The sequence below is a fragment of the Arsenicitalea aurantiaca genome, assembly GCF_003994485.1.
In the GTDB taxonomy this organism is placed as follows: Bacteria; Pseudomonadota; Alphaproteobacteria; order Rhizobiales; family Devosiaceae; genus Arsenicitalea; species Arsenicitalea aurantiaca.
Genome location: NZ_RZNJ01000002.1, coordinates 776,060 through 798,485, shown reverse-complemented (window position 1 = coordinate 798,485; position 22,426 = coordinate 776,060). Strand labels below are relative to the sequence as shown.

18 protein-coding genes are annotated in these 22,426 nt (G+C 64.1%); 12 read left to right on the top strand and 6 right to left on the bottom strand.

Going from position 1 to position 22,426, the window contains the following annotated elements; all coding sequences use genetic code 11:
- Positions 1 to 21 precede the first annotated feature (21 nt).
- Positions 22 to 3,339: a tetratricopeptide repeat protein gene (locus EMQ25_RS08335; protein WP_127188075.1), complete on the top strand. Its 3,318-nt coding sequence runs from the start codon at positions 22 to 24 to the stop codon at positions 3,337 to 3,339.
- A gap of 4 nt (positions 3,340 to 3,343) precedes the next feature.
- Here the strand turns inward: EMQ25_RS08335 and fliP are convergent, their stop codons facing one another.
- Together fliP and EMQ25_RS08325 are read right to left on the bottom strand one after the other, a co-directional pair.
- Positions 3,344 to 4,075, bottom strand: coding sequence for a flagellar type III secretion system pore protein FliP (gene fliP / locus EMQ25_RS08330; protein ID WP_127188074.1), 732 nt, complete (start codon positions 4,073 to 4,075; stop codon positions 3,344 to 3,346).
- Between the two features lie 31 nt (positions 4,076 to 4,106).
- Positions 4,107 to 4,748, bottom strand: coding sequence for a flagellar biosynthetic protein FliO (locus tag EMQ25_RS08325; RefSeq protein ID WP_127188073.1), 642 nt, complete (start codon positions 4,746 to 4,748; stop codon positions 4,107 to 4,109).
- Between the two features lie 175 nt (positions 4,749 to 4,923).
- Between EMQ25_RS08325 and flgB the strand changes: the two genes are divergently transcribed.
- The 7 genes from flgB (at position 4,924) to cckA (ending at position 10,896) form a co-directional block, all read left to right on the top strand.
- Positions 4,924 to 5,325: a flagellar basal body rod protein FlgB gene (flgB, locus tag EMQ25_RS08320; protein ID WP_127188072.1), complete on the top strand. Its 402-nt coding sequence runs from the start codon at positions 4,924 to 4,926 to the stop codon at positions 5,323 to 5,325.
- Between the two features lie 12 nt (positions 5,326 to 5,337).
- On the top strand, positions 5,338 to 5,751 hold the full coding sequence (gene flgC / locus EMQ25_RS08315; RefSeq protein ID WP_127188071.1) for a flagellar basal body rod protein FlgC: 414 nt from the start codon (positions 5,338 to 5,340) through the stop codon (positions 5,749 to 5,751).
- Between the two features lie 26 nt (positions 5,752 to 5,777).
- Entirely contained in the window at positions 5,778 to 6,101 is a 324-nt protein-coding gene (gene fliE, locus EMQ25_RS08310; protein ID WP_127188070.1) for a flagellar hook-basal body complex protein FliE, read from the top strand.
- Positions 6,102 to 6,113: 12 nt separating this feature from the next.
- On the top strand, positions 6,114 to 6,380 hold the full coding sequence (gene fliQ, locus EMQ25_RS08305; RefSeq protein WP_127188069.1) for a flagellar biosynthesis protein FliQ: 267 nt from the start codon (positions 6,114 to 6,116) through the stop codon (positions 6,378 to 6,380).
- A gap of 1 nt (position 6,381) precedes the next feature.
- On the top strand, positions 6,382 to 7,149 hold the full coding sequence (gene fliR / locus EMQ25_RS08300) for a flagellar biosynthetic protein FliR (RefSeq protein ID WP_127188068.1): 768 nt from the start codon (positions 6,382 to 6,384) through the stop codon (positions 7,147 to 7,149).
- Between the two features lie 2 nt (positions 7,150 to 7,151).
- Positions 7,152 to 8,228, top strand: coding sequence for a flagellar biosynthesis protein FlhB (flhB, locus tag EMQ25_RS08295; RefSeq protein WP_127188067.1), 1,077 nt, complete (start codon positions 7,152 to 7,154; stop codon positions 8,226 to 8,228).
- 109 nt (positions 8,229 to 8,337) lie between these two features.
- Positions 8,338 to 10,896, top strand: a complete 2,559-nt coding sequence (gene cckA / locus EMQ25_RS08290; protein WP_127188066.1) for a cell cycle histidine kinase CckA — start codon at positions 8,338 to 8,340, stop codon at positions 10,894 to 10,896.
- Positions 10,897 to 10,941: 45 nt separating this feature from the next.
- Here cckA and EMQ25_RS08285 read toward each other — a convergent pair whose 3' ends face one another.
- Positions 10,942 to 11,973, bottom strand: a complete 1,032-nt coding sequence (locus EMQ25_RS08285; protein WP_127188065.1) for an aldo/keto reductase — start codon at positions 11,971 to 11,973, stop codon at positions 10,942 to 10,944.
- Between the two features lie 219 nt (positions 11,974 to 12,192).
- On the opposite strand from EMQ25_RS08285, the gene EMQ25_RS08280 reads away from it, so the two are divergent.
- Positions 12,193 to 12,954 carry a FadR/GntR family transcriptional regulator gene (locus tag EMQ25_RS08280; RefSeq protein WP_244606519.1) on the top strand — a complete coding sequence of 254 codons (762 nt, stop codon included), beginning with the start codon at positions 12,193 to 12,195 and terminating at the stop codon, positions 12,952 to 12,954.
- A gap of 41 nt (positions 12,955 to 12,995) precedes the next feature.
- On the opposite strand, the gene araD1 is transcribed toward EMQ25_RS08280, so the two are convergent.
- Positions 12,996 to 13,988 carry an AraD1 family protein gene (gene araD1 / locus EMQ25_RS08275; RefSeq protein WP_127188064.1) on the bottom strand — a complete coding sequence of 331 codons (993 nt, stop codon included), beginning with the start codon at positions 13,986 to 13,988 and terminating at the stop codon, positions 12,996 to 12,998.
- A gap of 210 nt (positions 13,989 to 14,198) precedes the next feature.
- On the opposite strand from araD1, the gene ribB reads away from it, so the two are divergent.
- From ribB to alaS, 3 genes are all read left to right on the top strand, one after another.
- Positions 14,199 to 15,329 carry a 3,4-dihydroxy-2-butanone-4-phosphate synthase gene (gene ribB, locus EMQ25_RS08270; RefSeq protein WP_127188063.1) on the top strand — a complete coding sequence of 377 codons (1,131 nt, stop codon included), beginning with the start codon at positions 14,199 to 14,201 and terminating at the stop codon, positions 15,327 to 15,329.
- A 155-nt stretch (positions 15,330 to 15,484) separates the two neighbouring features.
- Positions 15,485 to 16,564, top strand: coding sequence for a recombinase RecA (gene recA, locus EMQ25_RS08265; RefSeq protein ID WP_127188062.1), 1,080 nt, complete (start codon positions 15,485 to 15,487; stop codon positions 16,562 to 16,564).
- A 191-nt stretch (positions 16,565 to 16,755) separates the two neighbouring features.
- Complete coding sequence (alaS, locus tag EMQ25_RS08260) at positions 16,756 to 19,410, top strand: alanine--tRNA ligase (RefSeq protein WP_127188061.1); 2,655 nt, start codon at positions 16,756 to 16,758, stop codon at positions 19,408 to 19,410.
- Positions 19,411 to 19,453: 43 nt separating this feature from the next.
- On the opposite strand, the gene EMQ25_RS08255 is transcribed toward alaS, so the two are convergent.
- Together EMQ25_RS08255 and EMQ25_RS08250 are read right to left on the bottom strand one after the other, a co-directional pair.
- Positions 19,454 to 20,992: a hypothetical protein gene (locus tag EMQ25_RS08255; protein WP_127188060.1), complete on the bottom strand. Its 1,539-nt coding sequence runs from the start codon at positions 20,990 to 20,992 to the stop codon at positions 19,454 to 19,456.
- Between the two features lie 169 nt (positions 20,993 to 21,161).
- Positions 21,162 to 22,373: an NADP-dependent isocitrate dehydrogenase gene (locus EMQ25_RS08250; RefSeq protein ID WP_127188059.1), complete on the bottom strand. Its 1,212-nt coding sequence runs from the start codon at positions 22,371 to 22,373 to the stop codon at positions 21,162 to 21,164.
- Between the last annotated feature and the right edge of the window lie 53 nt (positions 22,374 to 22,426).

Sequence of the window (22,426 nt, the reverse complement as noted above, 5' to 3'; positions counted from 1 at the left end):
GCAGGGGCATTGAAGCGCCGGATGTCGCGTGCTGCGCCCAGTCGCGTCTGCGCGGCGCTTGTCGCGACCTTGCTCTGTTCTGCAGCGCCTGTGCTTGGGCAGGAAAGGGGCGTCGTAAGCGCGGTCGAGGGTGATGGCTTCGGCAGGTTGATCGTTGAGTTTCCCGATCGGCTCGATCTTCCGGCCTTCCGGCTGCAAAACGAGAATGGCGTCGTCTCTGTCGTCTTTTCCGATCGGGTCGCCGTAGCGCTCCCACCACTCGGTCTCTCGCTGCCGGACTACTTATCGGCTGCACGCAGTGATCCGGATGGACAAGGCGTGCGCTTCGGGCTGCGATGGCCAGCAACGGTCAACACGCTGCAGGCGGGTGAAAAGCTCTTCATCGACCTGCTGCCGGAGGGCTGGCAGGGGCTGCCTCCGGGGCTGCCACCCGAAGTGGTCGAGGAACTGGCCATTCGCGCCCGGGATGCGGCCTTGCGTGCGGAGCAGAACCAGAGAGCGGCCGACGCCCGTCGGCTCGGCCCCGAAGCGAGCCTGCGGGTCGGGCGCAACCCGACCTTCATCCGCCTGCAATTCGACTGGTCGGTGGATACTGCGGCATCATTCGACCAGGACGGGGCGCGCGGCGTCCTCCGGTTCGACTGGCCGGTGCCCGTCGATCTATACGCCTTGCAGAACGAGCTCCCCTCGCAAATCCTCGCCGTAGAGAACGCCGTCGGGCCGGATGGATCGGAGGTCGTTCTCACCCTTGCCGACGGCGTCGCGCCCCGGTTCTATGCCACGGGGCCGCGCCAGTTCGTTGTCGACATCGACATCAGCCCGGAGGAGGGCGCGCTCTTTGATGCCGAGGTCCTCGCGGCTGCACTGACCGAAGCCAATATCGGCGGCATTGCGCCGTTATCCGAAGGGCTTGCCGGGCCGGCGCCGGTTTCCGATGTCGAGCCTGAAGCGCCCGTGACCCCGGTCGTCACTCTTGCTGGCGAGACCGTGAGGATCGGCTTCCCGTTCCAGACCGAGATCGCTGCCGCAGTCTTCCGGCGGGGTGACGTGGTCTGGATGCTGTTCGACACCGAAGTGCCAATTCTCGAGCCCGCAACTTCTGCAACGCTCAACCGCGTGGCGAGCGGCCTTAGCATCAACCGTCTCGGCTCGGCGCAACTCCTGCGGCTCGACCTGCGCAACAGGGCTCTCGCAACACTGGCCTCCGAGGGGCGTTCGTGGATCCTTTCGCTTGGGGACGTGCTGCTGAACGCAACCGAGCCCATGGACGTCTCGCGTCGCCGCGACCGTGATGGCGAGTTCGAGGTCACGGCCGAACTTGGCAGACCGGGCCGCGTGCATGCGTTCAACGATCCGGTGGTCGGCGACACTCTCAGCATCGCCACCGTCTATCCCCCCGCCCGGGGCATCGTGCGATCCCTCGAGCATGTGGAGTTCTCCATTCTCCGGAGCGTGCACGGCCTCGTCGTCCGGCCACAGGCGGAGGGGCTGCGCATGGCGCTGGAGGATGACCTCGCGGTCATCAGCCTGCCTGATGGCCTCACGGTGTCCGCAATCGATGCAGGCCGTGCGCGCGACGCGCGCCAGCCACCGGAATCCCGCGCCAGCTATCTCGACCTTGGTCTCGAACTCATCCCCGATATCGGGCGCATGGCGGCCCGCGGTGATGCGCTTGCAGCGGCGGCGGCCGCCGCCGAAGGCCCGGCGCGCGATCAGGCTCGGCTCGATCTGGCGCGGTTCTATCTCTCCAACCGTTTCGCCCATGAGGCCCTCGGCGTGCTCGACGTCCTCGAGTCCGAGCTGACCGCCGAGCCGCTTCGGCGGTCGGCGCGGCTGACGCGCGCCATCGCTTCGACCATGGCCGAACGGCATGATGAGGCGCTGACGATCCTCAACGCACCTGCCTTTGCCGATGAAAGCGATGCCTTGATGTGGCGTGCCATGGCACGCGCGAGCGTCGACGATTTCGAAGGGGCACGTCGCGACGCGCTTGCCGCCGAAGCGGTCATCGGCGCTTACCCCCTCTGGATACGGCAGCGCTTTCTGCTTTCGACCGCGCAGGCGGCAATCGAGACAGCCGACATCGCCCATGCGCTGAGGGCCATGGGCAATCTCGAATTCGCACGGCTCGATCCGGAGCAGGTCACCCAATATCAGCTGCTCTCGGCTCGCATCGCAGAGTCCGAGGGCCGGTTTGATGAGGCGCTCGAAACCTATGGGCAGGTGATCGCCGCAGACATTCGGCCGACGCGCGCCGAAGCGGTCTACCGGACACTCGCCCTGCTCGATGGACAGGGCCGGCTCGACCTCGACCGCGCCACCGAAACGCTCGCCGGTGAAATCCTGATGTGGCGGGGCAATCGGCTCGAGGCCGACATGCAGCGCCTGCTCGCCATCCTGCATTTCCGCAACGGGGACTATCGCGATGGCTTCCAGACCGTTCGACAGGCGGTGTCTCACTATCCCGAGAACGCGCCCATCGACGCTCTGCTTACCCAGGCCAAGGCGGAATTCAGCCATCTCTACCTCGACGGCGGCGCCGATCGGCTCGATCCGGTCGATGCGCTGGCACTCTTTTACGATTTCCGGGAGCTGACGCCGCCGGGCCCCGAAGGCGACGAGATGATCCGCAATCTCGCGCAGCGTCTCGTCAAGGTCGACCTGCTGGCGCAAGCAGGCGACCTGCTCGAATACCAGATCGAAAGTCGGTTGCAGGGCGCCGCGCGTGCAGAGGTTGCGGCAGACCTTGCGGTCATTCGCATCGCGCAGCGGGATCCGGAATCGGCGCTGCAGGCCCTCCATCGCACGCGCCTCACCGAGCTGCCGCCGTCACTCGACCGGCAGAGGCGGATTCTCGAGGCGCGCGCCCTCATCGATGCGGGACGTGAAGAGCTGGCCGTCGACCTGCTGTCACGGGTGACCGGCCGCGATGCGGACCTGCTGCGGGTCTCGGGCTATTGGGCGGCGCGCAACTATGGCGCCGCAGCGGAGCTCCTCGAGCGCCTTTATGCGCCCGAAGACCCCGAAGCCACGGCGAGCCGGCAGGCGCGCATGAACATCGTCAAGGCAGCCGTCGGCTATGTGCTGGGGAACGATCGGCTTGGGCTACAGCGCCTGCGGCAGAAATTCGCCGAACGGCTGGTGGGTACCGGCGAATGGGCGGTCTTCGATTTCGTAACGGGAGACGAGGCGCCGCAAAGTGCCGAGTTCCGGAAGCTGGTCCGCGAGATTTCCGGCCTGGACACCTTGAATGCCTTCCTCACCGCATATCGGGAGCTCTATCCCGTGGCGAGCGCAATGACGCCGCAAACGGCGGTGAGCGTCAACGATCAGGTCTGAGCGTTCAGACGAAACTTCGGATGAGCGAGCCCGCGACGAGGTGCCAGCCATCAACCAGAACGAAAAAGATCAGCTTGAACGGCAGCGAGATCACGATCGGCGGTAGCATCATCATGCCCATCGACATCAAGACCGAAGCCACCACCATGTCGATGACGATGAATGGCACAAAGAGCAGGAAGCCGATCTCGAAGGCGCGTCGCAGCTCGGAAATCATGAATGCCGGCACGAGCACCTCGAGCGGGATGGCCTCGGGCGTGTCGGGAATTTCCGCTTCACTGATGTCGAGAAAGAGCTGCAGGTCCCGATCGCGCACATTGTTGCGCATGAATTCGTGAAGCGGCTCGGCCCCGAGCTCGAAGGCCTCCGCCATCTCGATTTCACCGGCGATCAGTGGCGCGATGCCCTGGTCGTAGCTCTGCTGCAGCGTTGGCTGCATGACGAAGAAGGTCAGGAAAAGCGCCAGTGAAATCATCACCGCATTGGGCGGTGCGGTCTGCAGACCGATGGCGGTGCGGAGCAGGGACAGCACGACCACGATGCGCGTAAAACTCGTCACCATCACGAGGATGGACGGGGCGAGGGCGAGGATGGTGATCAGACCGATGAGCTGGATCGCCCGTTCGGTCAGCGTCGCGTCATCACCGAAGTCTATGGAAATGTCTTGAGCGACGGCAACGTGGGGGAGGGCAAACGCCGCTCCTAGCAGGACGAGTCCGATCAGGCCTGCGCGCACATAGAACGATCGCCGCCCGGAAGCGTCGCGACTATTCCCTGCGATAGCCGGTGATGATGCCCTCAACGCTTTTTTTCTGCCCGCTCTGCTCGCTGCCCTGGCCGGTTTTAGCTGAGTCGGCGGCCCGGATGTCCGAATTCTCCGGGTTGAGCGGGATTACGCCCGTATCCATCCTGCTCACGGGGCGCATGAGGCCGGTATGGCGGAGCGAGGTTGACTTACGCTGGGTAAGGGGTCGTCCGAAATCACGCAACCGGTCCAGCGAATAGGTCCTGGCCTTCGGCTCGGTCTCTGCGGGCTGGGATGGGGGGGGCGACGCCGCTTTTGTCGCCTCTGCGGGCGTGTTGCCCGGGACAGGCCGCCTGACTGGCTGGCTGGGCTTTTCTGCGGGAATGCCCGTCTCGATGACCAGGTCCTGCGCCCCACCGGTCATCACCAGATGTTCGACATTGTCCCGGCGGATCACAAGCAGCTGGCGCTTGCCGTCCACCTGCAGGCTGTCCACCACGCTGATCCGCCGATTACGGGCCCGCCCGACATTGCTCGACGCGTTGAAGACGAGCTTGAGCAGCCACAAGCCCAGCACGACCATCACGAGGACAATGGCAAGGGCGAGAAACGTCACCAGAATCACGTTGTCCGAACCGCCGAAGATCGCGTTCAGAAACTGCATGTCGGTGCTCCGCTTATGGTTGGGCCCGCCACACAATGCGCGTGGAGTGGATAAAGTTGCCTACCACAGTGCAGCGCCGGCGGCAAAACGCGCGTCCACCACGCCTGAGCCCCGCTTGTTAACGACGCGTTAACCACGCACCCGGCACAAATTGCCGGGTAACGGGAAGTTAACCATGAGCCTCGCCAAGCTGCCGATCTTCACGGCGCTCGCAGACAAGATGCGCTGGCATCAGACGCGACAGGGCCTCTTGGCCGAGAACGTCGCCAATGCCGACACGCCCGGCTATCGGGGACGGGACCTGACGCCGTTTTCATTCGACACGCAATTGCGTACGGCCGGCACGATGCAGACCGCAACCACCCGGCCCGGCCACATCGCCGCCTCAGCTGGGGGAGCGTCGGGGTTCGGGGAGAGCCGGCTCAACAATTTCGAGATCACGCCTGCGGGCAATGGGGTGACGCTTGAGGACGAGATGATGAAGGTCACCTCCAACCAGCTTGACTATCAGGCGGCGACCTCGCTCTACACCAAATCCATCAAGATCATCCGGACCGCCCTGGGGCGGCAGGCATAGGGCAGGGCATAGATGAGCGACTTTCTCTCTTCGCTGCGGATCGCGGCAACCGGGCTGCACGCGCAGAATGCACGCATGCGTGTCATCGCCGAGAACCTCGCGAATTCCGACAGTGCCGGGAAGACCCCCGACGAGGATCCCTATCGGCGCCGCATTCCGACGTTTCAGGCGGTCTTCGACCGGGAACTCGGCGGCACCACCGTCCAGATCGGACGGCTCGCCCTCGACAATTCGGACTTCCAGTCCCGTTTCGAGCCCGGTCATCCCGCGGCCGACGCGTCGGGCTACGTCCGTTATCCCAACGTCAATTCGCTCATCGAGAGCATGGACATGCGGGAAGCCCAGCGCACTTACGAAGCCAATCTCAACGTCGTCTCCGTAACCCGCCAGATGCTGGGCGGGACGCTCGACATCCTGCGCGGCTAGCGCACCGGTTCAGGAGAATCACCGTCATGAGCACGCCGTTCAACGCCGCCGCAGCAGCTTACTCAAACGCTTCGAGGCTCATCTCCGGCGCCGCGACGCAGGCTCCGAAGCCCGTGAACGATGGCGCGCAAGGCGCTGACTTCGCAAGCCTTCTCAGCCAATCCATGGGCTCTGTGGTGGAGGCGGGCCGCACCTCCGACCAGATGGCGCTTGATATGGTGAACGGAAAAGCCAATGTCGTCGATGTCGTGACGGCCATCTCGGAGACCGAGCTGGCCATCGAAAGCATGGTGACGGTCCGCGACCGGGTGATCTCTGCCTATGAAGAGATCATGCGCATGCCGATCTAGACGGGACAGGACATGAGCGGGGCCCAGGTACTCGACATTGCGCGTGACGGCATCTGGGTGCTGATCATCATTTCCGCGCCGATGATGATCGTGGGCCTGCTCGTGGGCGTCGTGATCGCGTTGTTCCAGGCGCTCACCCAGATCCAGGAAATGACGCTGGTCTTCGTGCCCAAGATCATTGCGATCTTCGTGACGCTGCTGATCGCCTTGCCGTTCATGGGGGCGACGATGGCCGCGTACATGAACCGGATCGTCGATCTCATCATCACGGGCGGCTAGTGTGGTCTCGATAGACTGGCTCCCCGAGGCAGCCTTTCAGTATTTTCTCATCTTCGCGCGCGTCGGCACGATGCTCATGCTGATCCCGGCGCTGGGGGAGGGGATGATCCCGGCGCGCATGCGGCTTTCGTTCGCGCTCATGTTCAGCCTCGTGCTCTTTCCGCTCCTGCGCGCAGGCCTGCCAGGATTGCCCGGCGAGGTCATGGGCATACTCGCGCTGCTCTTTCATGAACTGCTCATCGGACTGATCCTCGGGGCGATCGCGCGCGTCTTCGTCATGTCCGCGCAGGTTGCAGGCTCGATCATCGCCTTTCAGATCGGGCTCAGCGTTGCGCAGGCGGCCGATCCAACGAGCGAGGGCATGCAGGGAGCCGTGATCGGCAGCTTCCTCTCGTTCCTCGGCATCACGCTCATCTTTGCGACCGATCTCCATCACGTCGGGCTCGCCGGGATCTACGAGAGCTACGAGATCTTTTCCCCAACGGCCGAGATCATGGTGCCCGATGCCGCGGAGATGATCATTCGCGCTGTGGCGGGGGCCTTCACGGTCGGGGTACAGATGTCTGCGCCGTTCATCGTCTTCGGCCTCGTCTTCTATCTGGGCGCCGGGATTCTCGGGCGGCTGATGCCGCAATTGCAGGTCTTCTTCGTTCTGATGCCGGCCAATATCGGCGTTGGCCTCATCCTCTTTGCATTGCTGCTGACCATGATGATGGGCTGGTATCTCGCCTCTTATGAAAACGCCCTCGCCATGCTGCGGGGCGCCTAGCCATGTCGGATGAGGCCCCGGAAAAATCATCAAAGACTGAAGACCCTTCCCAGCGAAAGCTCGACGAAGCCCACAAGAAGGGCGATGTCGCCAAAAGCCAGGAGGTGACGACCTGGTTCATGCTTGCCGGATCCGGGCTCCTGTTTGCCGTGCTCGCGCCGGGCACGAGCGTGGGCCTGTCGCAAAACCTCGCTCTGGTCATGGCCAATGCCGACCAGTTCGAGATTGGGGGACCTGCGTTCGGGGCACTGATGGCGGGCATGGCAGGGTCGGTCATGCTGCTCGCTCTGCTGCCGCTCTGCGCTCTTGCGGTCTTTGCCATTGCGGCCAATCTCGTCCAGCACAAGCCCTTGCTTTCGGTCGAGCCGATCAAGCCGAAGCTCTCCAAGATCTCGCCCATTGCCGGGTTCAAGCGTCTCTTTTCAACCGAAGCTCTGGTCAATTTCGGCAAGGGCCTGCTGAAGCTCGCCATTGTCGGGGCCGTGCTGTTCTTCGTGCTCTGGCCCGAGCGCGACAGCCTCGAGGTGATGGTCACTTCGGATCCAGCGGCGATCCTGCTGATCTTCCAGAATTTGGGGATAAAGGTGTTTGCGGCGGTGATCGCCGTCCTGACCTTCATCGCCATCGCCGATTTCCTCTACCAGCGCCACCGCTGGTGGGAGCGCCAGAAGATGACCGTCCAGGAGACGCGGGACGAGTACAAGCAGATGGAAGGCGATCCCCAGATCAAGGGGCGCATTCGGGCCATCCGCAACGAACGCAGCCGCAAGCGGATGATGGCCAACGTGCCGGGCGCGACCGTCATCATCACCAATCCGACGCACTACGCGGTGGCGCTCAAATATGATCGGGACATGGCTGCGCCCGTCTGCCTCGCCAAGGGCGTCGATGCGGTGGCGCTGCGCATTCGGGCCCTTGCCGAAGAGCATTCGGTGCCGATCGTCGAGAACCCGCCGCTGGCCCGTGCATTGTTTGCCAGTGTCGACATTGACGAAACGATCCCCGCCGAGCACTTCAAGGCGGTGGCCCAGGTGATCGGCTATGTGATGCGCCTGCGCAAGCCGGCCTGGCGAGGCTAGGGCGGGAAGAACGGTCCGAGGCACTACCCATCGGTACGGGCCATTTGCTAGACCAGAACAAACCGCCGATTCGGGCCGGTTTCCCTATGCGAGGAGCACACCCAACCGCATGGCACACAGGCCCCTCGAGACCGATCACTATCCGAACCCGCTGCTGTCGCGGCCTCGCAGCGCCACCGGCCTCTGGCGGGTGGTTGCCCTTGCCGTCGGCTTCGTCGCCGTAGCGGTCGGGCTCTCGGTCGCCGGGGATGCCATTCCGCCCGACCTCGTGCTTCTCTTTCTTGGCCTCCTCGCCGTGGTGGGGGTCTTCTGTCTTTTTGCTCTGGCGGCGGGGCTGTTCCGTTTCTCGGCGGGCGAAGACCAGCGCACGCTGTCTCGAGCCATCGTCGACAGCCTGCCGTTCGGCGCGGTGGTGACGGACCGGGACGGCAAGATTTCCTACGTCAATGCGCATTACGGTCGGTTTGCCGGCGGCGTCAGCAATGGCGTGCCGGTTGGGGTGCCTCGCCTCTTCGCCGGCCAGCCGGAGGCCGCAGAGGCGGTCTATCGCCTCTCCCGTGCCGCCCGCGAGGGCCGGCCGGCAAGTGAAGACATCAGGCTCCTGACCGCTCTTGGCGGGCAGGTTCAGGAAGCGGGTCGGCCCGCCTGGTTTCGTGTCTCCGTCCGTGCCCTTCCTGAGGTCGAGGGTGACGGCAAGCCGCTCGTCCTCTGGACCGTCGAGGACATCGCGCGCGACCGTGAGCGGCAGGACAATGCCTTTCTGGAACTGCAACGCGCCATCGACTACCTCGATCACGCACCGGCCGGCTTCTTCTCGGCAGATGCCTCCGGGCATGTGCAATATCTCAACTCGACGCTGGCGGACTGGCTCGGCTACGACCTTGCCGAGTTCCAGAGCGACACGATCCGGCTCGAGGATCTCGTCCGGGGCGATGGTGCAAGCCTGCTGATGCGCGGGCGCAATGATGGCGAGATCCGAACCGAAATCATCGACATCGATCTCGTGCGACGGAACGGGACCAGCTTTCCGGTACGATTGCTCCACAGGGCTGCACGCCTCGCAGAAGGGGAACTGGGCGAGACGCGGACCCTCGTTCTCGACCGCACACGGGCCGTCGACCAGGAAGAGGCGCTGCGGGCATCGGAAGTCCGATTTTCGCGCTTCTTCAACGACACGCCATTCGCCATCGCCACGCTCGACAGCGAAGGTCGGATCGTCAGGACAAATGCGCCATTCAGCCGGATCTTCGGCTGGTCGGGCGGTGAGCGCACGATCGAACTGCAGCCGATGGCCGATCTTCTTGCAGAGGGGAATCGGCAGGCCTTCGCCGATGCCATTGCCGCTGCCGGCGAGAACCGCTCGCAGATCGAGCCGGTCGACGCGCTGCTTGCCGGCCAGGGCGAGCAGGCCGTGCGGCTCTACTTCTCCGGGTCGGAGGAAAGCGAAGGCTCTCCCGAGCGCGTCAACGTCTATGCACTCGACATGACCGAGCAGCGCAAGCTCGAGGCCCAGTTCGCCCAAGGCCAGAAGATGCAGGCGGTCGGCCAGCTTGCGGGCGGGGTGGCGCACGATTTCAACAACGTGCTGACCGCCATCATCGGCTTTTCGGACCTCCTGCTTCTCAAGCACAAGCCTGGGGACCCGTCATTCTCTGACATCATGTCGATCAAGCAGAGCGCCAACCGGGCCGCTGGGCTGACGCGGCAACTCCTCGCCTTTTCGCGGCGGCAGACCCTGCGCCCCCAGATTCTCGAGGTGCCGGGCAACATCGATGATCTGACGGTGCTGCTCAAGCGCCTGATCGGCGAGCAGATATCACTCAGCGTCGAGCATGCCCGCGGCGTCTGGCCGGTGAAGGCCGATCTTGTTCAACTCGAGCAGGTGGTGGTCAACCTCGTCGTCAATGCCCGCGATGCCATGCCCAATGGCGGGGCGATCAGCCTTCGCACGCGAAACGTCGAGGCGGCCGAGGCGGCCACGCTGACCCATATCGGCATGCCTCCCGGTGATTACGTGCTGATCGAAGTCGAGGATACCGGCACCGGCATGCCGCCAGACATTCTCGAGAAGATCTTCGAGCCCTTCTTTTCCACCAAGGAGCTTGGGAAGGGCACCGGTCTAGGGCTCTCGACGGTCTATGGCATCATCAAGCAGACCGGCGGCTTCATCTATCCGGAATCCGTGGTTGGCCGGGGCACGACATTCCGCATCTATCTTCCGCGGCACGTGCCGGCGGAAGGCGAGATGCCGCAAAAGGCGGTGGCAGCGCCCGTGCGCGACCTCACCGGTCAGGAGCGGATCCTGCTCGTCGAGGACGAGGACAATGTGCGCGCCTTCTCCGCCCGCGCCCTGCGCGCGACGGGCTATGAGGTCTTCGAGGCCGATTGTGGAGAAGAAGCGCTCGAGGTGCTCGAGGAGATCGACGGACGCATCGATCTCATGATCTCCGACGTCGTGATGCCGGAAATGGACGGGCCCTCGCTTCTCATCAAGGTTCGCGAGCGCCTTCCGGACCTCAAGGTGATCTTCGTCTCGGGTTATGCGGAGGAGAGCGTTCGCCAGGACATCGCCGACGATCAGTCAGTGGAATTCCTGCCCAAGCCGTACTCGCTGGACCAGATCAATTCCAAGGTGAAGGAAGTGCTCGGCAAGGCCGATCGAGCGTAGTGGAATTGCCCGGCGCTGAAGAGGCGCCGGGCAGGGTCTCGACCCCTATTCGGCAACGACGCCGCCGGGCAGGGGCGTACCCTCGGCGACAAGGCCGCTGCTGGCGAGCTCGGCCCAGAACTCGGCCGGAATCTTTTCGTGCCACCACTCCAGAATGCCTTCCAGTTCACTAACCGTGCGCGGTCCCGGCAGCACGTTGCAGACCGCCGGGTGGGCGAGGGGGAACTGCAGCGCGGCCGCTCCGAGCGAGACTTTGCGCTCCGCGCAGAATGCCTCGAGCGCCTTCACGCGATCGATGATGTGCTGGGGGGCCTTGGCGTAGTTCCAGACCCCCGCGCCCATCAGCGCACCGCCGTTGAAGGGCCCACCGCAGACAACCGAGGCCTTCCGCTCGATGCAGGTTGAGAGGAAGGGGTTGAGCGAAGTCTGCTCGAGGAGCGTGTAGCGACCAGCCAGGAGGAACACGTCCCAGTCCCCGAGCGCAAAGGCGTCCATCAGGACTTCCCACTCGTTGACGCCTAGGCCGATCGCGCCAATGACGCCGCTTTCTCGCAATTCGCGCAGGGCGCGGTAGCCGCTATCGGCGAGCTGGCCCCAGAGCCGGGCATTTTCCTCTTCGCCATGCGTCATGACGCCGATGTCGTGGACGTAGAGGATGTCTATCTTGTCGAGGCCGAGACGCTGCTGGCTATCCTCGAAGGATCGCATTATGGCGTCATAGGTGTAGTCGTACACCTGCTCGAAGGGCAGGGGGTCGACCCAGTTGTGCGGATATTGGCGGTCGGCTTCGCTCGCGATCGGGCGGAGAAGGCGGCCCACCTTGGTCGAGAGCACGGTGCCGCTGCGTTTTCCACGCAATGCGTTCCCCATCATGTGCTCGGAGCGGCCGTAGCCATATTGCGGCGCCGTGTCGAAATAGGTGATCCCTTCCTCGAGCGCCCGCGTGATGGTCGCGCGGGATTCCATTTCGTCGGTCGGCTTGAAAATGCCTGCCAGCGTCGCCCCGCCCAGCCCGAGGGTTGTGATCTCGAGATCCGTCTCTGCAATCCGTCGCTTTTCGAATGTCCTGTCGGCCATGGGCAGCCCTCCTTGCTAGGCGCGCATGACTGACATGTCAGTGTGTCGGCGTAAAGATGGAGGGGCGGGGATATCCGGAAATCCGACCAACTTCCGGTTGAACGTGGTGTCTAACGCTAGGGGCATGCCAGCAGTCATCCATTCGCCGGGCTTGCCCGATAAATCGTACGATACTACTGGTCTTGGCTTGGCCGTCTCTCGGCCTCGGGAGGATCGTCAGTGACAGAGGCTGCAGCGCGTCGGGACCCCACCACGCCGGCCAATTTCGATTACAGTGCCAGCCGTCCGACCCGCTCCCACACCGCGCATGTGATGAGCGAAATCGGCCTCGGCATCGTATCGGGACGCTATCCGCAAAACAGCATCCTGCCCGGAGATGCCGAGCTCATGGAGCAGTTCGGGGTATCGCGGACTGTTCTGCGTGAAGCGATGAAGACATTGGCGGGTAAGGGGCTGATCATTGCCAAGGCCCGTATCGGGACGCGCGTGCGCGACCGCGCCGAATGGAACCTCTTTGATCCCGACGTGCTCATCTGGCACGCCAAGACCGGCTTCGACCGTGAGTTTCTGTCCTATCTTGCCGAGATGCGGATGGCCCTCGAACCCGAGGCGGCGGTCCTTGCTGCGCGGCGGGCGACGCCCGAATGCATTCTTGCCCTGCGCAACTGGGTCGGGGAGATGGGCAGAGAGGGCATTTCAGCGGACGACTTTGTCGTGGCCGACCTCAACCTGCACCTCGCGATCGCCCGGGCGGCGGGCAACCCGTTCCTCAGCTGCATCAGCACCTTGATCGAGGTCGCACTGGTGACCTCTCTCGCCATCAGCTCGCCGATCGAAAACCGGACGGCCTGGAAGAGTTCGGTCGCCGCCCACGCCGGCATAGTGGAAGCCATCGCAGCGGGAGACCAGGACGGAGCGCGCGAGGCCATGCGCGTCGTGATCCGCCAGGGCACCGATCGGATTGGCCAATCGGCGCCCTGAGCGGCAGTGAAGACGCGGCGGGAGGTTCCCGCCGCGCGTGATCAAAGCTGGCGCACCGTCACCTTGCGCGCTTCGTCCCAACCGACCGCATTGCGCAGCGGCAGGCCGAACTGGCTTTCCGAGATTTCGAACACGTCGCCGGGCTCGGTCCGGATACCGTCCGCAAAGCTCAGCGTCGCCGTGCCGAACATGTGGACGTGAACGTCGCCCGCCTGACGGAAGAGCGGATATTTGAAGTGGTGATGCTCGAGATTGGCGATGGTGTGGCTCATATTGTCCTCGCCCGAGAGGAACGGCTTCTCCCAGACGGGCTGCCCGTCCCGCAGGATCCGGGAGGTGCCTTCGATATGGCGCGGGAGTTCACCAAGACGCAGCTCCGGGCCGAAAGAGCTGTCGCGGAGCTTGGAATGGGCGAGGAAGAGGTAGTTGACCCGCTCGGTCACGTGATCGGAGAACTCATTGCCGAGGGCGAAGCCGACGCGGTGCGGGGTGCCATCCTTGCCGATCACGTAGATCCCGGCGATCTCGGGTTCCTCCCCCGCATCCTTGGCGAAGGCAGGCGAAACGATGGGCTTGCCCGGCGCTACGACGGTGTAGCCATTGCCCTTGTAGAACCATTCGGGCTGGACGCCTTCCTCGCCAGGGGCGGGTTTGCCACCCTCGAGACCCATGCGGAACATCTTCATGGAGTCGGTGAGGTTTTCCTCGGCGTCCGGCTTGGTGGATTTGTGCATGGCATCGCGCGTGGATGCCGACCCCAGATGGGTGAGGCCGGTGCCCGTGACGTGCAGATGTGCCGGATCGGGATGATCGATCGGCGAGAGAATCCGGCCTGCTGCCAACAGAGCAGCGTGATCGACGGGCTCGCCGAAGCCTTTGTCGGCGATGGTGTCGGCGAGCGAGCGGTTGCGGTCGATCGCTTCGATGGCGAGGGCGTAGACGCTTCCCGCGCCCTTGATCGGGCGAGCGACGCCCCCCTCGATTGCAGCGACGGCGCGTTGGCCGGCATCGTCGATATACTGGATCAGGTTCATTGGAGGCCTCCTCGCGCGGGTCCGTACATGCTGCCTTTGCGGCGGCAGCATAGGAGGGGGAAGGCAGCCAAAACGCAAGCCGCATTAAGTACGACTTTTGATCATTGGGGCCAAAAACTGAAACTTTGTGTCTAGGGGCGAGCCATTGCGCCTGTCCACGCCCGCCCCTATATCGGGCCGGCGCCAACGGGGGCGCCCAAGGGGCAGGCCATGGAACTCGACAGCATCCAGGACGCGATCGCAGCGATCGCAGCGGGCGAACTGGTGGTCGTTGTCGATGATACCGACCGCGAGAACGAGGGCGACCTCATCATGGCGGCGAGCAAGGCGACGCCCGAAAAACTCGCTTTCATGATCCGGCACACGAGCGGCATCATCTGCGTGCCGATGCCTGCGGCGCGCGCCGCGGCGCTCAATCTGGATCCGATGGTGGCCAACAACATCGATCCGTTCCGGACCGCTTTCACCGTCTCGGTCGACTACAAGGTTGGCATGACGACGGGCATTGCCGCGACCGAACGCGCCGCGACGATCCGGGCGCTGGCCGGCGGCAATAGCCATTCGAGCGACTTTATCCGGCCGGGCCACATTTTCCCGCTGGTTGCGCGCGAAGGCGGCGTGCTCGCGCGATCCGGGCACACCGAGGCGGGCGTGGATCTGGCCGTCCTCGCAGGGCTCGAGCCTGCGGGTGTTCTTGCCGAAATCGTCAATGACGACGGAACGGTCAAGCGCCTCCCCGAACTGGTCGCGTTTGCACGCGAACACGGGCTCCGGATCATCTCGATCGAGGACCTCATCGCCTACCGGCTCGAGCACGAAGCCTTCCTGAGGCGCATTGCGGTGGTCCCGACCATCGTCGCCGGGCTCAACGCCGAAGCCTATGTCTACGAGACCCCGTTCGATCCGCTCCAGCCCGTGGCCCTCGTCGTGGGCGACGTACATGGGAAGGAAAACGTCCCCGTCCGCATCCATCGCGAGCAGCCCCTGCGGGAAATGCTGGCGCGAGCCAATGGCGAGGCCGGGGCCATTCAGCGCGCCGCCGCCGAGATCAAGGCGCGTGGAGGGTGCGGCGTCATCATCCTGCTGCGCAGCGCAGTCGCGATGGACGATCCGACCGATGCCAAGCAGGTGCCCCAGCGCATCGATGGCGATACGGGTGGGGCCGAACGGCATGGCAGCGCGCTCGAGCGGATGCAGCGCTGGCGCAAGGTAGGGATCGGCGCACAGATTCTCCGGGATCTCGGTGTGCGCTCGATTGCGGTGCTCACCACCACCGAACGCCAGTATGTCGGTCTAGGTGGCTTCGGGATCGAAATCGTCGAGACCGTCAAACTCTCCTAGCGAATCGCCCTTCTGTCTCTCCTTTTCGTGCTCACTTGTTTTCCCCTTGACGTAGGGAAAACAAAATGAGAACAAAGTAAGCACGAGACGTGGACATCTCCTGTTCGGACCGGGCGTTGCGCGGGGCCGGCGGGCGTGGAATAAGGAGACAGGCTATGGCGGCGACGCCTTCACTTCGCGTACTGGACGGGGGTTCCATGGACAAGGACAAGGCCCTGCAGGCCGCGCTCGGTCAGATCGAGCGCAGCTTCGGCAAGGGCTCGGTCATGCGGCTCGGCGAGGGCGCGATCGTGCAGATCGAGTCGATCTCGACCGGCTCGCTCGGCCTCGATATCGCACTCGGTATCGGTGGATTGCCGCGCGGGCGCATCGTCGAGATTTTCGGTCCTGAAAGCTCGGGCAAGACGACGCTGGCCCTGCATGTGATTGCCGAGGCACAGCGCAATGGCGGCATCTGTGCCTTCGTCGATGCCGAGCATGCCCTTGATCCGACCTATGCACGCAAGCTTGGCGTCAAGGTCGATGAGCTGCTCATCTCCCAGCCCGATGCCGGCGAGCAGGCTCTCGAGATTGCCGACACCCTGGTCCGCTCCGGGGCAATCGACGTGCTGGTCGTCGACTCCGTCGCCGCGCTGACGCCCAAGGCCGAACTCGAGGGCGAGATGGGCGATTCGCTTCCGGGGCTTCAGGCCCGGTTGATGAGCCAGGCCATGCGCAAGCTGACCGCGTCGATCTCCAAGTCGAAATGCATGGTCATCTTCATCAACCAGATCCGCATGAAGATCGGTGTGATGTTCGGTTCGCCCGAAACGACCACCGGCGGCAATGCGCTGAAGTTCTATGCATCCGTCCGTCTCGACATCCGTCGGATCGGCGCCATCAAGGATCGTGACGAGGTCGTCGGCAACCAGACCCGCGTCAAGGTGGTCAAGAACAAGCTGGCGCCTCCGTTCCGGCAGGTCGAGTTCGACATCATGTATGGCGAAGGCATCTCCAAGACCGGTGAACTCATCGACCTCGGCGTCAAGAGCGGCATCGTGGAGAAGTCCGGCGCCTGGTTCTCGTTCGATAGTCAGCGTCTGGGACAGGGGCGGGAGAACTCCCGTCAGTTCCTCAAGGACAATCCGGAAGTCGCCCGGATCATCGAGCAGGGCGTGCGTGAAAGCTCGGGACTGCTCGGGGAGGCGCTGATCACCGGTCCCGAGGGTGACGAGGCGATCGAAGCCGAGGACTGAGCCCTCTGTGGCAGGCAATTTTGAAGGGGCGTCCGGAAGCGGGCGCCCTTTTTCATTTGCGGTGGCCCGTGCCTCGCGGCCGGGCCGGAATGCTGGACAGAACGGCAGGCCACGCGATAGAACGCTCGCTGAAAAGGCGAGGCGCCGGCCCGCCTTTTTTGTTTGAACCATCGCGCCCAGAAAGAGCCTTCATGACCAGCGTTAGCGAGATCAGGTCGAGTTTCCTCAGCTATTTCGGTCAGGCCGGACACGAGGTCGTGCCCTCGAGCCCGCTGGTGCCGCGCAACGACCCCACATTGATGTTCACCAATGCGGGGATGGTGCCCTTCAAGAACGTGTTCACCGGCATCGAGAAACGGCCTTACAGCCGGGCGACCAGCTCGCAGAAATGCGTCCGCGCCGGAGGTAAGCACAACGATCTCGACAATGTCGGCTTCACCGCGCGGCATCACACTTTCTTTGAAATGCTGGGGAATTTTTCCTTCGGCGACTATTTCAAGGAAGACGCTATTGCGCTCGCCTGGGGTCTCCTCACCAAAGAGTGGGGCCTGCCCAAGGACCGGCTGATGGTCACCGTCTACGAGGACGACGACGAGGCGCATGCCCTCTGGCAAAAGGTCGCCGGCGTGCCCGCCGACCGCATCGTGCGGCTCGGAGCGAAGTCCAATTTCTGGTCGATGGGTGACACCGGGCCATGCGGACCCTGTTCGGAAATTTTCTTTGATCACGGGCCGGACGTTGCCGGCGGCCCCCCGGGCAGCCCCGACGAGGATGGCGACCGGTTCATCGAGATCTGGAACCTCGTCTTCATGCAGTTCGAGCAGCACGCCGATGGTACGCGCACCGGCCTGCCGCGGCCCTCGATCGATACCGGCATGGGGCTCGAACGCATCGCGGCCGTGCTGCAGGGCGTGCACGACAATTACGACATCGACCTCTTCAAGGCCCTGATCGCTTCCGCCGCACAGGCCACAGGCACATCGGTGGTGGCCGAGGGCGGCACGAGCAGGCGCGTCATCGCCGATCATCTGCGCTCGATGGCCTTCCTCATTGCTGAAGGCGTGCTGCCCTCAAATGAGGGGCGCGGCTATGTGCTTCGTCGCATCATGCGGCGCGCCATGCGCCACGCGACGCTGCTGGGGGCGGAAGAGCCGGTCATTCACCGCATGGTCCCGACCCTTGTGCGTGAAATGGGGCAGGCCTATCCCGAGCTGGTACGCGGCGAGGCGATGATTGCCGAAACCATCCGACTCGAGGAAGGGCGGTTCCTCAAGACCCTTGGACGCGGCCTTCAGATCCTGGCCGATGAAACGCGCGACCTGGGACAGGGCGCCACCCTCGATGGGGCGACGGCATTCAAGCTTTACGACACCTACGGCTTCCCCCTCGACCTCACCCAGGATGCGTTGCGCAATCGCGGCATCGGTGTCGATCAGGCCGGTTTCGACGCAGCCATGGCCCAGCAGAAGGCGGAAGCCCGCCGCAACTGGGCGGGCTCGGGCGAGGCCGCGACGGACCTCGTCTGGTTCTCGGTCGCGGACCTTGCCGGCCCGACCGAGTTCCTCGGCTACGAGACCGAGGATGCGGAGGGTGAGGCCAAGGTCCTCGTGCGCGATGGACAGGTCGTCGAAGCGCTGAATGCAGGCGAGGAGGGCTTCCTCGTCCTCAATCAGACGCCGTTCTACGCCGAAAGCGGCGGACAGGTGGGCGATACCGGCGCCATCGTGGGTGAGGGCGTTGCAGCCGAGGTTCTCGACACCAGTAAGCACCATGGCGTCTTCGCCCATAAGGTCAGGGTTACCGAAGGGCGGCTCGCGAGCGGGCAGGCCCTGCAGCTGCGCGTGGATCACGCGCGGCGCGCGGCCATCCGTGCCAACCACTCTGCGACCCATCTTCTGCATGAGGCGCTGCGCCAGGTGCTCGGTGACCATGTGGCGCAGAAGGGATCGCTGGTTTCTCCCGACCGGCTCCGCTTCGATTTCGTCCACACCAAAGCCATCACGCCCGAAGAGATCGCGCAGATCGAGGACATTGCCAATGCGGTCGTTCTCGAGAACAGCGCTGTCGAGACGCGCCTGATGGGCGTCGAGGAAGCCAAGGAGTCCGGCGCGCGCGCGCTTTTTGGCGAAAAATATGGCGATGAGGTGCGGGTGGTCTCGATGGGCACGCCAACCGGCAATGCGCTCGGATGGTCGGTCGAGCTCTGCGGCGGTACCCATGTGCGGCGAACCGGCGATATCGGGCTGATCTCGGTCGTCGGCGAAAGCGGGGTGGCTGCAGGCGTCCGCCGGATCGAGGCGCTGACGGCGGACGCTGCGCGCCGGCGCGGCAATGAAAATACCTCGGTGCTGGCCCAGGCGGCCGGTCTGTTGCGTGCGTCCCCTAGCGAGGTGCTCGAGCGCATTTCCGGCCTCCAGGAGCAGCTCAAGAAGGCCGAAAGGGCGCTCAGCGATGCACGCCAGAAGCTCGCAATGGGCGGCGGCGGCGAGGCCGCAGGAACGGCGGCCGCAAGCGAAACCGTCAACGGCGTGGCGTTCGTCGGCCGAGTGGTCGAAGGCCTCCAGCCCAAGGATCTTCGCGGCCTCGTTGATCAGGCCAAGAAGCAGTCTGGCTCTGCGGTCGTCGCCATCGTCGGCGTCACCGAGGATGGGAAGGCCGGGATCGCCATCGGCGTAACCGATGACCTCGTGGCGCGGCACTCGGCAGTGGAGCTCGTGCGTATCGGTGCTGCGGCGCTCGGCGGCCAAGGCGGCGGTGGTCGTCCGGACATGGCTCAGGCGGGTGGGCCTGAAGGCGCCAAGGCGGCAGACGCCATTGCCGCGATCCGCTCGGCCCTCGCAGGCTGAAATCGAGCAGCCGGGCCGTCAGACGGCCCGGCGACTGCGAGGCTCAGTTGCAGGTGAGTGCGCTTCCGGCGAAGGTGATGCCGCAGCCCAAAATGGCCAGCCGGGCCAGATCGTTCTGCGTGGGAAGAGCTCCGTCCGGCTTCACAAGCTCCATCCGGATCACCGTGGTGCCCGTGGTCGAGCCATCGCCCGACAGGCCGAACCACGAGAACGCCGCGCCGTTTGCATAGGTGCCGTTGCGGATGAAGCCATGCTCATTGGCGGCGTCGGTCGTATAGGTGACCCCGGTAGCCTGATGGGCAATGGCCGTCTGCACGAGGCTGCTGCCCCCCACCTGCTCGAACACCCAGATGTCTCCGCTGCGGCTGACGCGGCTCGTGCGGGTGGTCGACACCGTCTGGAATTCGGCAGGGAGGGTCGCGAAGTCAGGCGGGAAGAGCGTGAAGAAGCGCCGGGTCATGATGTCCATTTCCCCGGGCAGGTCGAGGCTGTCCACGGTCTGTCCGAGCGGTAGAAAGAAGTGGTTCATCGCGCCGCGCTGCATGATGCGCTTGGTCGGATTGCCGCCGATTCCCGCACTGGACCAGCCTTGCTGCCGGTTGAAGAAGCTCATCATTGGCGTGGCCTGGCTCAGGTGGAGATAGAGGCCGATCTCGTAGTCGCCGGTCTGCATGGATTGGTCGGTTACCGCGCAGAACGCGACGTCGAACAGGCGATCGCTCAGCCGGTAGCCGTGGAGTGGATCCCCGAAGGCGTCTTCGGCAATGTCGTATTCGAATGTCGAGGTGATGCGGTCGCGCAGCAGGAACGGGTCGGTCCGCTCGTAATGCGCCAGAAGCCGCACGCAGGCGTTCTTCACGGCTTCAGGCACGTCCTGCACCCAACTCGCCGTTGAGGAAGGGGGCAAGGCGGCCCTCAGGAGATAGTAGTCGTCCGCGCCAACGATATCATAGGTCTCGTTCGGCCCCATCGAGGCCATCCAGTGAAGGATTTCCGGGTCGACGTTCCACTTGACCACTTCGCGGATCATGAGCGCGAGGGCGTTGCGCGACTCGCCCATGATCTCGGTTGCGCTCCGCTCGGAAAGGGCGGCGATCAGGCTTTCCTCGTCCCGGAAGGGGGCGTGGAAGCCCAGTATGCCGCCGGGCTCGATCATGCGGTCGATATAGGTGCCGACATATTCATTGGTGGCAAAGCCCGACCCGCCGAGCCAGGCGAACGCGCAGGCGGAGTAACACCCCATGCCGCGCTCAACCATGGTGGCGATGTGGTTCTGGCGCAGGAAATCGGCAAGCATGAGCCCCGTGCCGTAGTTTCCGCCGGGGCTGTTCATGGTCAGCACGGCTGTGGGGCTGCCCTCGGTCGCCGCGCATTCGATGCGGCAGCGGACGAACATGTCGTAGACTTCGGTCAGCCGCTCGACGTCCCCAATGTCGACGTCGCCCTCGTAGTGGATGTGGGGCACCATGTAGTCCATCGAGTACTGCATCGAGACGATGCTGAAGCTTCCGGCGGCCGCGGGCGCTACGGCAAGTGCGCCTCCGATGAGCGTGGCCGCAAGCCAGGAGAGTGATCGATGCATGTCTGGGGCCCCCGTAAGACTGTGCGAAGTCTAGGGGATGAGACGGTGTCGGGACAGTCGGCCTTGGGTGGTCTGGCCTACCCCGGACAGGGGATGCAGGACGGATCCGCCAACGAAAAGGCGCGGGCATGGCCCGCGCCTTCGAATGGCTCTGCCGAAGCCCCAATGATCAGGCCATGGCCTTCTGCAGGTTGGCGTCGATCGCATCGAGGAAGCCGAGGGTGGTCAGCCATTTCTGGTCAGGGCCGACGAGGAGCGCGAGGTCCTTAGTCATCTGACCGGCTTCGATAGTGTCGACGGTGACCTTTTCCAGCGTCGCGGCGAACTTTGCCAGTTCGGCATTGTCGTCGAGTTTCGCGCGATGGGCGAGCCCGCGGGTCCAGGCAAAGATCGAGGCGGTGGAGTTGGTCGAAGTTTCCTTGCCCTGCTGGTGCTGGCGGTAGTGGCGGGTGACGGTGCCGTGGGCGGCCTCTGCCTCGACGGTCTTGCCATCGGGAGTCATCAGTACCGAGGTCATCAGCCCGAGGGAGCCGAAGCCCTGCGCGACGATGTCGGACTGCACGTCGCCGTCATAGTTCTTGCACGCCCAGACATAGCCGCCGGACCATTTCAGCGCCGCCGCAACCATGTCGTCGATCAGGCGGTGCTCGTACCAGATCTTCTTTTCTTCATAGGCCTGCTTGAACTCGGCGTCGAACACCTCCTGGAAGATGTCCTTGAAGCGTCCGTCATAGACCTTGAGGATGGTGTTCTTGGTCGAGAGGTAGCAGGGTACGCCGCGCTGCAGAGCGTAGTTCAGCGAAGCGCGCGCGAAGTCGCGGATCGACTCGTCGAGATTGTACATGGCGAGTGCCACGCCCGCTCCGGGGGTCTCGTAGACGTCGTGCTCGATGGTCTGGCCATCTTCGCCCACGAACTTGATCGAGAGCTTGCCCTTGCCGGGAAACTTGAAATCGGTGGCGCGGTACTGATCGCCGAAGGCGTGGCGGCCAACGATGATCGGCTGGGTCCAGCCGGGCACGAGGCGCGGCACGTTCTTGCAGATGATGGGCTCGCGGAAGATCACGCCGCCCAGGATGTTGCGGATGGTGCCATTGGGCGAGCGCCACATCTTCTTGAGGCCGAATTCCTCGACGCGGCCTTCATCGGGGGTGATTGTGGCGCACTTGATGCCGACGCCATGCTTCTTGATGGCGTTGGAGGCATCGATGGTAATCTGATCGTCGGTGGCGTCGCGGCTCTCGATCGAAAGATCGTAATACTCGATCGGCAGGTCGAGATAGGGCGTGATGAGCTTGTCCTTGATCGCCTGCCAGATGATCCTGGTCATCTCGTCGCCGTCGAGATCGACGACCGGGTTGGCGACTTTGATCTTGCTCATGAAGTATGCTCCCTTTGAGATTGCGCGGCGCTGTGCCGGTGTTCGCGGCCCCT